General features: G+C 34.7%; 10 protein-coding genes. 6 read left to right on the top strand and 4 right to left on the bottom strand.

Translation table 11 applies throughout. From position 1 onward, the window contains the following. Positions 1-48: 48 nt before the first annotated feature. On the bottom strand, positions 49-2241 hold the full coding sequence (locus AsAng_RS23900) for a S8 family peptidase (protein WP_264789626.1): 2193 nt from the start codon (positions 2239-2241) through the stop codon (positions 49-51). 1158 nt (positions 2242-3399) lie between these two features. On the opposite strand from AsAng_RS23900, the gene metF reads away from it, so the two are divergent. Next, a complete protein-coding gene (metF, locus tag AsAng_RS23895) occupies positions 3400-4356 on the top strand; it encodes a methylenetetrahydrofolate reductase [NAD(P)H] (RefSeq protein WP_264789625.1) in 957 nt (318 codons plus the stop codon). Positions 4357-4428: 72 nt separating this feature from the next. Here metF and AsAng_RS23890 read toward each other — a convergent pair whose 3' ends face one another. Together AsAng_RS23890 and AsAng_RS23885 are read right to left on the bottom strand one after the other, a co-directional pair. Next, entirely contained in the window at positions 4429-4998 is a 570-nt protein-coding gene (locus AsAng_RS23890) for a hypothetical protein (protein ID WP_264789624.1), read from the bottom strand. Positions 4999-5138: 140 nt separating this feature from the next. Further along, complete coding sequence (locus tag AsAng_RS23885; RefSeq protein WP_264789623.1) at positions 5139-6314, bottom strand: COX15/CtaA family protein; 1176 nt, start codon at positions 6312-6314, stop codon at positions 5139-5141. 1447 nt (positions 6315-7761) lie between these two features. Between AsAng_RS23885 and AsAng_RS23880 the strand changes: the two genes are divergently transcribed. The 4 genes from AsAng_RS23880 to AsAng_RS23865 all read left to right on the top strand — a co-directional run bounded on the left by AsAng_RS23880 (position 7762) and on the right by AsAng_RS23865 (position 11666). Continuing rightward, a complete protein-coding gene (locus AsAng_RS23880) occupies positions 7762-8430 on the top strand; it encodes an SOS response-associated peptidase (RefSeq protein WP_264789622.1) in 669 nt (222 codons plus the stop codon). A 326-nt stretch (positions 8431-8756) separates the two neighbouring features. Continuing rightward, positions 8757-9605, top strand: coding sequence for a transketolase (locus AsAng_RS23875; protein ID WP_264789621.1), 849 nt, complete (start codon positions 8757-8759; stop codon positions 9603-9605). Between the two features lie 44 nt (positions 9606-9649). Next, complete coding sequence (locus tag AsAng_RS23870; RefSeq protein WP_264789620.1) at positions 9650-10615, top strand: transketolase family protein; 966 nt, start codon at positions 9650-9652, stop codon at positions 10613-10615. A 244-nt stretch (positions 10616-10859) separates the two neighbouring features. Next, positions 10860-11666, top strand: coding sequence for a M48 family metalloprotease (locus tag AsAng_RS23865; protein WP_264789619.1), 807 nt, complete (start codon positions 10860-10862; stop codon positions 11664-11666). Positions 11667-11749: 83 nt separating this feature from the next. On the opposite strand, the gene AsAng_RS23860 is transcribed toward AsAng_RS23865, so the two are convergent. Further along, on the bottom strand, positions 11750-13165 hold the full coding sequence (locus AsAng_RS23860; protein ID WP_264789618.1) for a tetratricopeptide repeat protein: 1416 nt from the start codon (positions 13163-13165) through the stop codon (positions 11750-11752). Between the two features lie 311 nt (positions 13166-13476). Here AsAng_RS23860 and AsAng_RS23855 point away from each other — a divergent pair, with 311 nt between their 5' ends. Beyond that, a complete protein-coding gene (locus AsAng_RS23855) occupies positions 13477-16548 on the top strand; it encodes a M1 family metallopeptidase (protein WP_264789617.1) in 3072 nt (1023 codons plus the stop codon). The last annotated feature ends 75 nt before the right edge of the window (positions 16549-16623 follow it).

The following is a 16623-nucleotide window of genomic DNA, read 5'->3' as shown; positions in this document are numbered from 1 at the left end:
ATAACTTTAATACTCACTATTTATCCCATAAAATCAATTATTAGATGCTTATAACTTTACAAAATGCTTAGTGATTACAGTTCCCTTGGGTTCTCTAATCGTCAAATTATAAATCCCAGCAGTAAAGGTTCGAATATCAATACTACTCTTAGCATCTGTTAAAGAATTAGATAAAACCAAACGTCCTGTTGCATCAATAATAGATACTTGAGTTCCTTCTTTTAAATTTTCTAATTCTAGAATCAACTGGTTTTGAGCTGGATTAGGATACAAATTCAAAGCAGTAGCTGCTTCTTTTTCTACAGCATGTGTATTGGTTAGATGACCCAATAAATTCGGATTAGCCGCAGAGGATGTACCACTTGTTGCAACACAAAAAGTAGTCGTTTCTGTGCTATTAAAAGCACCTCCTGATTTGATAGAAGTCCCTCCTTCGGCCAAATTATAAGAGCCATTTCCATAGGCACAACAAATACCATCTCCATAAGAATCATTAATCGTAAACGTATAGCTATCATCCGCTAAAGTCCAATTAAAAGTATAGGTACGACTATTGCGATAACCACTCCCTGAATGGACAACTACTCCACTACTATTGGTTAAAGACCAAGATGTTTCAGAGGCATAACGATCCGTAACTAAAGTAAAGGTTACAGCAGAACCTACGCAAGAAGGCGTTGGCGTACCGCCTCCTCCTCCACCGCCGCCGCCAGAAGCAGCTAGGACAGCCTGATGAGCATTAACACGACCATGACCAAATTCAACATCAAAGCCACCAGCTCCCATATCATCAGCAGTCGTCTCCAAAACATTTTGAACTTGAGCACTAGTTAAATTCGCATTGGTAGATAAAACCAAAGCAGCAACACCACTAACTAAAGGACAAGCTGAAGAAGTTCCTCCAAAGTTGCCAGTATAATTACTACTAGAATACCCAACGCTTCCCATTCTATCGGTAGTATAGACTCCTAGTGTACCACCAGAAGAAGGCGCAGATATATCTAACTTATTCCCTCGGTTGCTATAAGCAGAACGCACCCCTGTATTGGTAATGGCTCCTACTCCAATCACATTTGAGTTATTTCCTGGATAACTAACACAACTAGCATAATCGTTTCCTGCTGCAAATACAATAACACAACCTTTGCCTCCACGACCATTGTTTTTAGCATCTGCCAAGGCATTATTTAGCACATCAAGGCTATAGGTACAAGAAGAATAGCCCCAAGAATTGCTCATTATATCAGCACCTTGATTCTTGGAATAAGTGATTGCATTAGCCAAGTCATTCCCTGTTTCTCCACCATAAAAAATATTAACTGAGAATAACTCTACATTAGGTGCAATCCCCGCTACACCAATACCATTATGGGCGGCACTTATGCTCCCTGCACAAGCTACTCCATGTCTTCCATTTGAAATGGGGGTGCCGTTTCCATTGTTAGCTGGCGTATAACCCAAAGCAGTGTTAATCGTAGGCAAATCTTCATGAGGCTCTAAGCCATCATCAATAACCGCAACACGAATGCTTGAAGATCCTTTGGTTATATCCCATGCTTCTGGAGCATCACAATCAACATCATTGGAATTGTTCATTTGAAACTGATTGCTGTAATAGGTATCTGTAGGCGTAAAACTATGCTGAACCCTTGCATAAAAATCAGGATGCGCCCAAACAACTTTAGGATCTTCATAAAGTTGATTGGCCAAAGGCAATACGTTTGTTATATCACTAATGTCCAATGTGATTCTATTGTATTGAGTGGCTTTAATTTTTGCATCATATTTTTCTAAAATAGCATCTAGATCATTGATTGTAGCATCTTTACGTAAGGCCAATACAATTTGGTGCGTCGGCCAAATCTGGAAATTATCCTTAAGTTTTAGACCAAAGCTAGCACTTTCAACCTGAGCCGCATCAATTCCCAATTGATCTGCTATATTCTGTGGAGAATTAGATTGTTCGGCATGAAACTGAACCACTGCTCGTCCTTGATGCTGGTGAATTTCTACCCCTTTAAGACTACTTAATGATTGATTCAAATAGCTTTGAATATCAGCATCTTTCTTGAATTGAAAAATCATGCTACTCCTATCCTCTTTAACCTCAATTTTATTATTATTTGACCAATAATAGTTTGATTGTGCGGTAGCTGTAGTCCCTAATATACAACTTACTATAAAACATAGCGCTCCTGCTCCCAATCGATTCGATTGAGATAATATTTTTGTAATTTTCATGAAAAAATTAGTTATGATTATAAAAGGTAATGATTAAATATTTATTACACTGTCTGTTAAATTATTTGGTATTTTTTTCAATAGATTTAGCGGGCAGTGTACTTAGCAATGCTTCAAAATAAGTTATCTGCTTTTAAGCAGACATACCGCTCCCTATCTGCATTACTTATTATCCCTGTATTTGTCTAAGGTGATTTTGCTAATAAAAATCTCAATAATAATGCAAGTTCTACTATGCTGCATTTTGGTAACACAATTAGCAACCAAGCCTTCTTCCTTCCTCTAAAGGAATAGAATTATGAAATAGTAACGGAAACCAAAAACAGTAAAAGGAGTTACAAAATCTTGAACGATTTTTTTAGGAAAGTAGATGAACAAAAATAATCAACAAATCTATTAATAGGAATACTGACTATTTCTGTCACCTACTCATACTTGTAATATTATTTGTCAGCAATGAATATTACATTGTACTCAATGTTCTAAGCCATAGTGAATTTTTTTAATTGTGACGATAGTAATATTTTTGGAATCAAAGCATATATGTCATTCATTGAAGTAATTTCAAAAAATTCATTCTTCTACAATTCTTACTGTAGAAAAGATCCCTAGTAATATTCTGCGTATTGCTGACAATGCAATATTAAAAATTATTTCTAACCTAATAAAGAGAATAATTAACTGAAATAAACTAAAAAAAGTCTCTTAATATTTTAAAGATCAAGGCTTTATTTTTTTATCTATACTATTGAAAAAATACAAATCACTAATAATCAAAAAATTACAATTAACCAAAAAATCAAAATATAGCTAAGAATACTAAGCATTCAGGTCCATATATTATTTAACTATTTTTATATTTATTTGTCACTGTATAACTGCATTTTCTGCCATCCACTTATTTATTCTACTATTTATACAGCAAAAGTCAAAGCTAATTATCCAAATAACAATTACGGTAGCTTATGCAGCCAATGTTTTTTACCTGATTATTAATGCGATAAATCCAATAGAACAGCCCTCCTTCCAAAAGATCTAGGCACTATTTGAGCATCTAGATAAGCAGTATTTTTTTTTATCTCTAAATTATCTATCTTTGCTCCATCTAACTAGCTTAACTGATTTTAGATCATCAGTATTATTAAGCAATCAACTACTATGAAGGTAACAGACCATTTTAAAGCAGCCAATGGCGAAACTTTAATTTCTTTTGAAATTTTACCTCCCCTAAAAGGTGGAAAAATCCAAAGTATTTTTGATACATTGGATCCCTTGATGGAATTTAACCCTCCATTCATCGATGTGACCTATCATCGAGAAGAATTTATTTATAAAAAACGCTCTAGTGGTTACTATGAAAAAGTAGCCATGCGAAAACGACCAGGTACGGTAGGAATCTGTGCAGCCATTATGCATCGTTATGGAATTGATGCTGTTCCGCATCTTATTTGTGGAGGTTTTAGCGTTGAAGAGACAGAAGATGCTCTAATTGATCTCAAATTTTTGGGAATTGACAATGTTTTAGTCCTACGAGGAGATGCTCGGAAATTTGATGGGAAATTTATTCCAGAACCCAATGGTCATCACTATGCCCTTGATTTGGTCAAGCAACTGGTCAATATGAATGAAGGCATTTATTTAGACAATGAAATTACCAATGCAGAACCCTCTGACTTTTGTACAGGTGTAGCAGGCTATCCTGAAAAACATTTTGAGGCACCAAATATGCAAAGTGATTTGCATTTTCTAAAGCAAAAGATTGATGCTGGAGCAGAATACATTGTAACACAAATGTTTTTTGACAACAAACAGTACTTCGATTTTGTCAAGCGCTGTAGAGCAGCAGGCATCAATGTTCCTATTGTTCCAGGATTGAAACCAATTACCAAAAAATATCAACTAAATTCAATCCCTCGTCTGTTCCATCTAAATATTCCTAAAGAATTTTCTGATGCCTTATTAGCCGCTAAGGATGCTGAAGCTCGCCGTCAGGTTGGAATTGAATGGACAGTAGCACAATCTAAAGAACTTAAAGCAGCAGGAACGCCCTGTTTGCATTACTATACCATGGGAGATGTAGATACCATAAAAGAAATTGTTCAGCAAATTTACTAAGTAAAATCTCCTTTGTCAATCGTATATTAGGTTATCTCGAATTTTAAAATTTGAGATAACCTTTTTTTGTTTTTAGAATCGATAAGCAACAACAAACTTTACACTGTTAATGTTAAAACCGTAGGCAATTTGATGATTGATAGATGGGCTAGGTTCTAATATCGAAATATTATAACTAAAATAAGGCATCACTTCTAAAGAAAAAACCAAGTGCTTTTTTAATACATACCCCACTCCTAGCAATAAATTAATAGTTGGAGATATGAAGTGTTGAACTTCTTGATTCTGACTTGGATCTAATCTTTTAGCTCCTCTATAATCAAGACCAGCATCAAAACCATAAGAAAAAAAGAATTCGGAAGCAATATTTTTTCTAAACTCTGCCCCCAAAGAAAAGCCAGCTCCAATGCTATTATTACTGAAACTATGACTTGAATTATGGGTGATAGAATTGGTGCCATTAAAAAATAACGTACTGATTCTAAAGAGACTATTGGCCTTGCCTGTTTTATAAATCAAACCAAAATCTAGTCCTGAATTAAATGATAAACCCAACTCATGAATTCTAGTTTTTTCCTGAGCAAAAAAAACGCTGCTATACATTAAACAGCAAATTAATAGTAAACCTTTTTTGACATTCATAATTTTGTTTTTTAGTTAATAAAAAATGTCCTTGCCAGTATTGTACTAGCAAGGACAAGATTAAAATTATATTGTCTTATATTCTATTAATGCTCCGTTAAGGGCTTCTTATATAACGGTTGGTTACTGCCCTGTTAAAACTAATCTGTTGTTACCAACGCTTCTTCCTTTTGCCCTACTTTTCGCAATATATGCTTTCCTCCATTACTAAATTGATAATTGACATAAAGCATAGCTGCCAATAGTAACAACCCTCCTGCCTGATGTAAAACCCCCAATAATAAAGGAATCTGTCCTATACCATTTAAAAGTGTAAAAATACCAAGTGTAACTTGAACAATTAGTACTACAATTAAAATTTTTCCTCCCATTGCCAATTGCTTAGATTGGTGGATTCGGCGTAGATATAAGTAAAAAATAGGAATTAAGAAGCACAACAAATAAGCCGTTCCTCGATGCAATAGCTGAATTAATGCCGCAGCAAAACCAGCCCCTTCCTTAGAATTATAGGCTCTCATATTTTCCCAAGTCCACTTCGAATAATCTTTCAGCACATCAGCAATCCATATCCATGATTCATCCGTTGAATTAACTTCCATATGAGGAAAATGATTAAAAACTAAACCAGCTTTAATCCCAGCCATAAGCCCTCCTAATACAATTTGAAGACAAACGATTGTGGTAATACGCCAAGCAAACACTCTCAAACGCTTATTGTGTTCATCTGTTGTTATGGGTTGAATAACATGCAAAGAAACCCACCATAAATAACCAAATACAATTGTTGCTAAACTCAAATGTATCGTCAATTTATAACCATTAACCCAAGCAAATTCTGGTGTATCTAAACCTGATTTAACCATAATCCAGCCAAAAATAGCCACCAAAACCGTTAATGCAACCACCTTCCCTAGCATAATCATCAATGGCTTTGATAACATCTTCCTACGCCAAAAAATTAAAAAAGGGATTAAAAATACAAAGCCCATAGTACGAGCCCACAATCGATGAAAATATTCCCAAAAATAGATAAACTTAAAATCACTCATAGGAATGCCATCGGGATACAGACTTCCCGACCATTTCATTTTTACTTGTCCTATAGCATGTACCATATACTCCTGTCGAGCTGTTTCCCATTGCTCAGCATCAAGTGGAGGTATTGTTCCTTGAATAACTGCCCATTCTGTAATAGAGAGCCCTGAATCTGTCAAACGGGTAATGCCCCCTATTACAACCTGACAAAATACCATAACCACTCCTACCAATAACCAAATTTTTACTGCCGTAGAGAACACTTTTGTTTCTTTAGCCATCTTGATATTATCTATGTTTATACTGTCAATTTGCTCCTTACAATCATTTTATAAAAAACTACTAATCAAAGTTTTAGTCCTAATAAAAACATTGCACAGCAAATATTAATTATTAAATACACATAAAATGTGTTAGATCCTTCTCACAAAAATACAACTCCATAAACAATATCATACTATAATTGATTAAAGGTTATTTTCATTTAGACAAAATCTAAACAATGAAGAAATGAAAAACGAAAACGAATAGAAGCAAGGAACAAAAACAAAAATTTGTTTTTCGGGTTGGGCAAAAAAAAATCTCACATCTATATTATTATAATAAAAAGAAAATTTAAAATAAAAAAAAGCTATCATTATTAGGGCTGTGGATAAGTGGATAAGTGAAAAAGAATCTGTTTGATTTATTTGGATGCTAACAATTCACAAATAGAGCTGATTTATACACATTAGTTATCCACAAGAAAAGTACTGATTATGCGCTAATAACTAAAGTTATCCACTGAATTATCCAAAATGTGGATAAAGTGTGTACTAATTTATGTTTTCCTTTTTTTTTGTGGAGAACTGTGGATATCTATGTGTGTATTTTAGAGTTAATCCACATTATTTAGGTATTTTTGGGTAAATTCAAAAAAAATAAAAAAAACTGTGGATAGGATGTTGATAAAACCCTATGTTATCCACAGTTATTCACGAAAGTTGTGTGGATAACTTAAGTTTTAATTTGCTGTTTTTAAGCTTTTTACATATTATTGTAAAAAAACTGTGGATAAGTACCTCGCAACAAATTGTTTTTAGGCCAAAACACAAAAAAATGTAGTAGAAAGACTGTTTTTTAGAAGAGGTTGCTTTTTTTAGAGCTATATATGGTCTTTTTGGAGTTATTTATACACAATGTGGATAAAGTGTGGGTAACTTGTGGATTCTATGTGAGTAACTACACTAGTTAACTTTTTAAAACCTTTTTTTGTTCTTTTTTTGTGTTTTTATTTTCTTTTTGTCATCAAAAAAATGAAAAATAGATAAGTCTCGTTTTCAAAAATCTTTTTATGCACCATGATTGTGTGGATAACTTTAAGGACTGTGGATAACAAAAAGGCTTTACCTAAAAAAAAATAAAAAATAACAGGAGACAATCTTTGTTATTAGATTTATTATTTTACTTTTGTGGGTTATTTTCATGAAATAAGACAAAAACACAGATTTGTTTTAGTCATAAAAGACTATATTTATATAGTATAGGTATCCTCAGTCTAACTATTAAAAATGGATAGCTAACTTAACAACGGATATCTATTAATAGGAGAAAAATATGCACTTAAGTTTAGTGTGCATTAAATCTAAATTCTCCTCCGTATTTATACTATAGTACACCGAATACCGTATACAACCTATATATTATAGTATGTAAAACATACTAGTTTGCTGTAAACACCCAATCTATATGCCTACTCGTTTCTCTTTCTCCGCTTCTAAAGAAAAAATGAAGCGCCAGTTCAATCTAGATATAAAAAAAGAATTGCAACAAAGTTTTAATATTGGAGCAACTCAAAATGCTTATATATTAACGAATAACTCATTGGACCTACAGATATTTGGTTGGGGGTTAATTCCGCATTGGGCTAAAGACAAAAGTGTTGGTACAAATCTTATTACTGCACAGGTAGAGGGAATTGCAAGTAAATTATCTTTTCGGTTGCCAATTCGACAAAGGCGTTGTTTGGTTTTTGCGGATAGTTATTATGAATGGACGAAAGATGGAAGGGCAACTCAGCCTTATCGCATTCAACTAAAAAATGGTGAATTAATGACTTTTGCAGGAGTTTGGGATGTATGGATTGATGGCAAGGGAGAGTTATTCAAAACATTTTCTATTATTACAGTTCCTGCCAACCAAGATTTACAAAAATTAGGCATTGTTCGAATGCCTGCATTGATTACAACTGGAAGTGAGCGTAGTAGGTGGTTAGAAGAACAATCCTTAGCTACAACATTAAATTTATTACAACCACTAGAGGAAGGTTGGTTAGATATCTATCCTATTTCTAAAGATATAGATTCATTGGATAATAATTATCCAGAATTGCACGCTCCAATTGAGCTATCGGAATAGCGTTATGTAATTCATTGGTAATGAGTGCTCTATCTAAATAGGGCAGAAGTGCAGTAATTATACTATATATATAGGTATGCCTGTGCCTAAATAATTGAACTGAGTGGACACATATTATGGTTGGTAAGAACAATATAATGATGGATCCATTAAGCACTTTATTAGCCCATAAATATCTTATTAATAAACGATAGGACGTTGGCTTGGAGGTGATATAAATTATTAATTCCATAGAAGGAACCTCAGTAGCTAAAAATAAAAAGCTTATATTTGCAGCAAATTTTATTACCTACCTTTATATTACTAATATACAATATAACCTAATCATGGCTGATATACAATCACTAGAACGTATGGCTACACAAGTACGTCGCGATATTATTCGTATGGTACATGCTTGTCAAAGTGGTCATCCAGGAGGTTCTTTGGGCTGTGCTGATTTTTTTACAGCATTGTATCAAGAGATAATGGACCACAATCCAACTTTTAATATGGAAGGCAAAGGAGAAGATGTTTTCTATTTGTCAAACGGACACATTTCACCAGTATGGTACAGCGTATTAGCTCGTTCAGGCTATTTTCCTGTAGAAGAGTTGGCTACTTTCCGTGCACTAAATTCTCGCTTACAGGGGCACCCTGCAACTCATGAAGGTCTACCTGGTATACGAGTAGCCTCTGGTTCTTTAGGGCAAGGCTTGTCTATTGCTTTAGGTACAGCATTGGCCAAAAAGATGGATGGTGACGACAAATTGGTTTATGTATTGACTGGAGATGGCGAATTGCAAGAAGGACAAATCTGGGAAGCGATGCTCTTTGCTGCTCATCAAAAAACGGACAATGTTATTGTTACTGTAGACTGGAATGGTCAACAGATTGATGGATCGAATGATGATGTACTTAGTTTGGGAGATCTCGAAGCAAAGTGGTTGGCATTTGGTTGGGATGTTGTACATATGGACGGCAACAAAATGGCAGAAGTATTAAAAGGATTTGCTGCTGCTAAAGCCAAGACGGGCAAGGGGAAACCTGTTGTAATTTTGATGAAAACAGATATGGGGCATGGAGTTGATTTTATGTCTGGTACTCATAAATGGCATGGTAAACCGCCTAATGATGAGCAAAAAGATATTGCGTTGGCTCAATTGGAAGAAACATTGGGTGACTACCCTTTGTAATTTGTTAAATCATCATTTATAACGGTAATTAAAATTCTAAGAAAATGCTTAAAGATATTATAAGTACAGGCAAAAAAGCAACCCGTGATGGTTTTGGAGATGGTTTGTACGAAGCAGGCAAAAATAACCCAAATGTTGTAGCACTTTGTGCGGATTTGGTGGGCTCCTTAAAAATGAACAAGTTTATTGATGAATTTCCAGAGCGATTTTTTCAAATGGGAATTTCTGAAGCGAATATGATTGGTGTTGCTGCGGGCTTGGCAACGGCAGGGAAAGTTCCTTTTACTGGAACCTTCGCTAATTTTTCTACTGCTCGTGTTTTTGATCAAGTACGTCAGTCGGTTGCTTATTCAGACAAAAATGTAAAAATTTGTGCTTCTCATGCTGGATTGACACTAGGAGAGGATGGGGCAACTCATCAAACCTTGGAGGATGTAGGAATGATGAAAATGTTGCCTGGTATGACAGTGATTAATCCTTGTGATTATCACCAAACTAAGGCTGCTACGGTAGCAATTGCAGACCATGAAGGACCTGTTTATTTGAGATTTGGGCGTCCTGGTTGGCCTATGTTTACCGAAAATATGCCTTTTGAAATTGGTAAGGCTTTGTTGTTAAATGAAGGAACAGATGTTACTATCTTTGCAACAGGACATTTAGTGTGGAAGGCTGTAGAAGCAGCTAAAGAATTGGCTGAGCAGGGGATAAGCTGTGAATTAATTAATATTCATACCATAAAACCATTGGATACCGAGGCTGTTTTAAAATCTGCTGCTAAAACCAAATGTGTAGTTGTTGCAGAGGAACATAATGTGATTGGTGGTTTGGGAGAAAGTATTTCTCGTGTATTGTCTCAACATCAGCCTACCTTAATGGAATTTGTTGCTGTAAACGATACGTTTGGAGAGAGCGGAAAAGTGCCAGATTTGATTGCCAAATATGGATTGGATACTGTTGATGTTGTTAATGCGATCCAAAAGGTATTAAAACGCAAAGCAGAATACGCATAATAAATTAATTTTAAGTATATTAAAGACTCTGATAGACGATAACTATTAGAGTCTTTTTTTATTTAGTAATTTCAAATTGTTATTTTGGAATGATATTTTTAGGAAGCAACCTAAGGTATTTAGTTTATTTTTTGGCAAAAAAAATGCTTCTTTGGCAAGAATTAGCCCTCCTTTTTGCTCAAAAAAGCGGTACTTCGTATTAGAATTTTTATATTAATTATAATAAGCAAAATCCATAGAGATAATGACAAAGTTTAGAAATTTATTGACCTTATTGGTTTTAGTTGCTGTATTTGGTAGTGCTTGCGATCGACCGATTAATATTTTTACAGTAGATCAGGACAAACAATTAGGTGCACAATTAGAAGCAGAAATAGCAAATGACCCTACTCAATATCCACTTTTGAGCGAAACACAATATCCTACTGCTTATGCCTATTTGTTGGATATGCGTGATGAGATATTAAAATCGCCAGAAGTAAAATACAAAGATAAGTTTGATTGGAAACTTAAAATTATTCACGATGATGCTACGCTAAATGCCTTTTGCGCACCAGGCGGTTATATCTATGTTTATACTGGTTTGATGAAATACTTGGATGAAGTAGATCATTTAGCTGGAGTTTTGGCGCATGAAATCGCACATGCAGATCAGCGTCATTCTACTGCTAGTATGACAGAAAAGTATGGCATTGATATGTTAATAGCCATTGCTAGTAATAATGCAACTGCTGCACAGTTGAGCCAAGTTGCTGGAGGCTTGACAGAGCTAGGTTTTAGTCGTGCACACGAAACCGATGCTGATGAACATTCAGTAGATTATTTACAAAGTTCAAAATATGCTTGTAATGGAGCGGCTGGATTTTTTACTAAATTAATTGCTCAAGGACAAACTTCTGGTACCCCAGCGTTTTTGAGTACACACCCAAATCCAGATAATAGAGTCGCTAAAATTAATGAGCGTGCTACAGAGCTAGGTTGTTCTACAACTTCTTTCCACAGTTCTGGAGATAATGGAGCTTATGCTGCTATGATTGCAACCTTGCCATAGGTCATTATTCTGCTAGAATAAAAAATCGCTAAACTTTATCAATTAAAGTTTAGCGATTTTCTTTTTTTAGAGAAAGACGTATACTATTCTTCTTCTTTATAGCTCAAAATAAATGAAGCAAGATTAGGATCTTGTTTCAATCGTGGAGCAATCTGATAAATATAAGTATGTATCGTATAATTATCTAACAAAGCACGTCCCAAAACAATAAACCCTTCTTGACGTTGCCCTGACTCGATCAAAACAGCCGCTTGGGCATAATCTAATAATACACTATCTACATATTCCCTAGCTTCATCTAACATTTCGGATGCAACAGCATAAGACTCTTCGTCAATTAAGAATTCAATATAATGAATCCAAATGCCTACTTCCTTAGGTTCTATCGCTAATGCTTTATGATAAAACTCATGTGCTTTATCGGAATTTTCTAAGGCATCATAGGTGTCTGCCAAGGATAGGCAAAATTCAGCATTAAATCGATTGACAGAATAAGCTTGCAAGAATGCTTTTTCCGCTAAATGCCATTCATTTTCTTCTACATAACAATTTCCAATGTTGTAGTAAACTAGGCCATTTAAACTATTGTATTCTAGTGCTTTGCTATAGTTCTTTCGAGCGACAGCGTATTGATGTTTATATTCATAGCATTGCCCAAAACGATACCATATTTCAGCGTCAGATTCAAAAAAATCTTGATATTCTCCTAGATAGCGAAGTGCTAAGTCATATTCCTCTAAGCCAATGTAACAATCAATATAATAATGATAAGCAGGTTCAAACTGTTCATTAATAACAATGGCATAATCAAAAGCCTCTGCAGCCTCTTTGAGTGAGCCGATTTGCATGTAGGCTAAGCCTAGATTGTACCAAGCCCAATAGGAGTAAGGTTGTTTATTGATTAATTTTAAATGAAATGAAATGGACTCACTGTAGCTTTTAGTAAGATCATATAAGCCTGATATGCGACTAAGTGCAATATCATTTTTAGGATCTCTCCAAAGTGCTTTTTTTAAGTACTTTAGGGCATTGATATAATCTTTTTTTGTTTCATAGATTGTAGATTCTAAAATATAAAGATCAGCGACCTCTTCAGGGTTCGCATATTTTTTCGCAATTTGAATGACCTTTATAGCATTTTTCTGATCAAACATCCTCATATAGATATCAGCCTTCGTGAGGTAAATATCTAAATCAGATGGTTCATAAATAATTGCAGATTCTAAGGCCTCAAATGCGAATTCATACTGCTCCTGTTCCGTAAAAATTTGAGCTTTTCGAATATATAAAGACGCAGAAAAGGGATGTTGCTTCATTGCTTGACTTAATACTCCCAATGCTTGTTTAAACTGACTGCTTTCTTCATAATAATCAGCCAACATTAAAAAACTATCAATCTCTAAAAAAGAGATGCCACCTTCTCTTAGCATTTCTTCATATCGTTGTACCAGTAATTTCAAATCTGGTTGATGTTCGCCATCATAATCATGTGCTTCCATCTACAAGTTGTTTGGATTTCAAATGATACTATAGTAGTACCTCTTTCTTTAAATATACAAATAAAAAGAGCAATAGTCAAGGCTTATTTGTAACTATACTGTTTATAATTTGTAATCTTTTTTCTATTATGTTTATAAGTAATAGTATGTTGATTTATAGTATCACTAACTATTCTAGCTCCATAAATGACAAAATCTATTCTTTAACTATTAAGTCAAACGTTGTTCCATTAGTAATAGTTCTGGAATTTTTATCAAAACTTTAAAAGTTGTAAATTGGATACTATATCTTTTTTATTAAAAAAAATCATATGACTACTCTATTTTTATCAATAAGAAACTATTTTTTTATATCAACTTTATTTTTGATTATAAGTGATTTAGCGGCTCAAGAAAAGGCATACTTTCAGCAAGAAGTAGCTTATAAGATAGCAGTAGAATTGGATGACATAGAACATTTCCTGCAAGGAAATATTGAAATAAAATACACCAATAACTCAACTGACACTTTGTCGTATTTGTATTTTCATCTATGGCCGAATGCCTATAAACATCAACAAACTGATTTTGCAAAACAGCTATTGAATCAAAATAGGCTGGATTTTCATTTTAGTAAAAAACAAGATCGGGGATTTATCGATCAGTTAGCGTTTACTTGTAACGACGAGGTCATTAACTGGGAAGAAGATTTTGAACAGCCCGATATCGCCAAATTGAATCTCCCTAAAGCTATTTTACCAGGCGAAACAGCTGTCATTAAAACCCCTTTTAGGGTAAAAGTTGCTCATAATTTTTCTCGATTAGCGCACAAAGACCAAGCTTATATGATGTGTCAATGGTATCCTAAGCCTGCGGTTTATGATCAAGATGGTTGGCATCCAATGCCTTACTTGGATCAAGGCGAGTTTTATGCTGAGTTTGGTTCTTTTGATGTCTCTATTACATTGCCTGAAAATTATATTGTAGGGGCAACGGGAACATTAGAAACAGCATCTGAACAAAAATTTCTGGAGGAGAGAGCAGAGGCTTCTAAACAAATAAATTATGAACAAGTAGCTTTTGAAGCAGACCCATTTCCACCTTCTAGTGAAAAGAAAAAGACCATTCGTTATACAGCAAATCATGTTCATGATTTTGCTTGGTTTGCGGACAAACGCTATTATGTTCAGAAGGGCGAAGTTCAGTTAGCATCTGGAAAAACAGTAGATACCTATGCTATGTTTACCAAAAAAGAAGCTTATTTATGGACAGAAGCGATCAAGTATACCAATAGAGCGTTAGCGTTTTATTCCGACATTGTTGGAGAATACCCTTATTCATCTATGACTGTAGTGCAAGGAGATTACAAGGGGCAGGATATGGAGTATCCTATGGTAACCGTTATTGGAATAGCAGGATATGAAGAAGGGTTAGACAATGTAATTACACATGAAGTGGGGCATAATTGGTTTTATGGAGTATTGGGAAGCAATGAACGGGATCATCCTTGGATGGATGAAGGTTGGAATACTTATATGGATGCAAGGTATATGTCTCGATATTATGGCTATAATACAGGGATGGAATATTTAGCTTATTTGTACGAAACTAAAAAATATGAAGACCAACCCATAGAAAGTCGTTCGCAAGATTTGTCATCGATCAATTATTATATTTGTGGTTATGCAAAACCAACCATGTCTTTTCGATATCTGCAAGAATATTTGGGCACAGAGGAATTGGATCGAATCCTAAAAATCTATTTTGAAACTTGGAAATTTAAACATCCTAGCCCAGCAGATTTAAGAGCATTATTTGAAAAGGAAAGTACAAAGGACCTAAGTTGGTTCTTTGATTATGTCATTAATACAACACAGCAAATTGACTATGCTTCTACAGGTCATAGCTGTTGCAACAAACATAATAAGGCTGAAATTAGGATTGAAAACAAAGGTGAAATTCCTGCACCTGTTTCGTTGTCTGCCTTGGATGAAGAGGGGAATGTGATAGAAAAAATTTGGGTCGAGCCACTAGAAAGGGGGCAAGACACCATTATAGAAATGATGTCAGAACCAGCGGTTGCTTACAAGATTGATGCAGAGAAAGAAATGCCAGAAGTGAATCGGAATAATAATGAAATTAGAGTTTATAGTCGGTTTAAGAAGGGAGAACCTGTCAAAATTCGTTTATTGGCAGACTTTAGAAATCCAGATCAACCTCGCATTAATGTTTTGCCATTGTTAGGGTTTAATCTATACGATGGTGTTATGATCGGAGCTGCTGTTTATAATTTGCCGATTCCTAAACCTAAATGGGAGTATGCCATTGTTCCATTTTTTGGCACTTTTTCTTTGGCTCCTGTAGGGATGGCAGAACTCAAACATCATAGTTATATTAAGCGGCATCGTTTTTCACATGGTCTGAGTTTTAAAACCTTTCATAAGCGATTGAAGCGTTTTTCTCAGGATAGACCTTATAAATTTAAAGAACGATTTTATAAAATCACACCTTTTGTAGAGTTTGAATTTCGAAAAACAAGTGACCTTAGCAAAGAACGACACCGTTTTCGTTTTGCCCATTCTTTTATCTTTGAAGAACAGGGACAAGAAACAAGGGAGAACAATGGTTTATTTTCCTATTATAACTATTTGGGAAAAGAAGTGAGTTGGCGTAGCACACATCGTTTGAGTCATTATTATGTGAACAAGCAAGCTCAGGCTCCTCTTAATGTTTTGACGACCTTGGAGTATGCCAATTATAATGATATTCAAGAGAAGCAGCATTATTTAAAATTGACCTTAGAAGCCAATTTTAAAATTATGTATAGCCGTTTATGGGCTGTTGATTTACGTATTTTTACAGGAGGTTTTTTATGGCATACCGATCGTGATTTTGGAGCAATGCCCTTGTTATTAATAGCAGGAAACCGACACGATTATCATTATGATGATCACGTAATGGGGCGTAGAGAATATGATAATGCATTGGCACAACAAATCTCTATTCGGGAAGGAGGTTTTAAGACGGCTATAGAACCCATCCAATATGCAGGAGCAACAAATACCTTCTTATTTGCCATTAATATCAAGTCAGATATTCCAATTAAATTGCCATTTAGGACAAAATTTATCAAATTGAAGCCTTTTTTAGATATTGGATACCACAAAATAACAGATGTGTTGGTGACGAATCCCAGTATCGCAGATGAAATTATGGTTAGTGGAGGCTTGATGATTGACCTTTGGGATGGAGCAGGAGGGATCTATTTGCCTCTTTTTGGTACAGACAATATTGAGAATAAAATTAAATCATTTGTCGGCAAAGAATTTTATAGACGGATTACCTTTAGTTTTAATTTAAGTCGGATTCGCCCTGAGAAGGTGGTTGAAGAATTAGGATTCTAATAATAGATAAGCATTAATATAATACAAGGTGATGTTTTGGAAATATGACCATAAATTATCCCAAAAAAATATTGT

Source organism: Aureispira anguillae, from assembly GCF_026000115.1.
Taxonomy (GTDB): domain Bacteria; phylum Bacteroidota; class Bacteroidia; order Chitinophagales; family Saprospiraceae; genus Aureispira; species Aureispira anguillae.
This window is presented reverse-complemented; position numbering and strand designations above follow the sequence as displayed.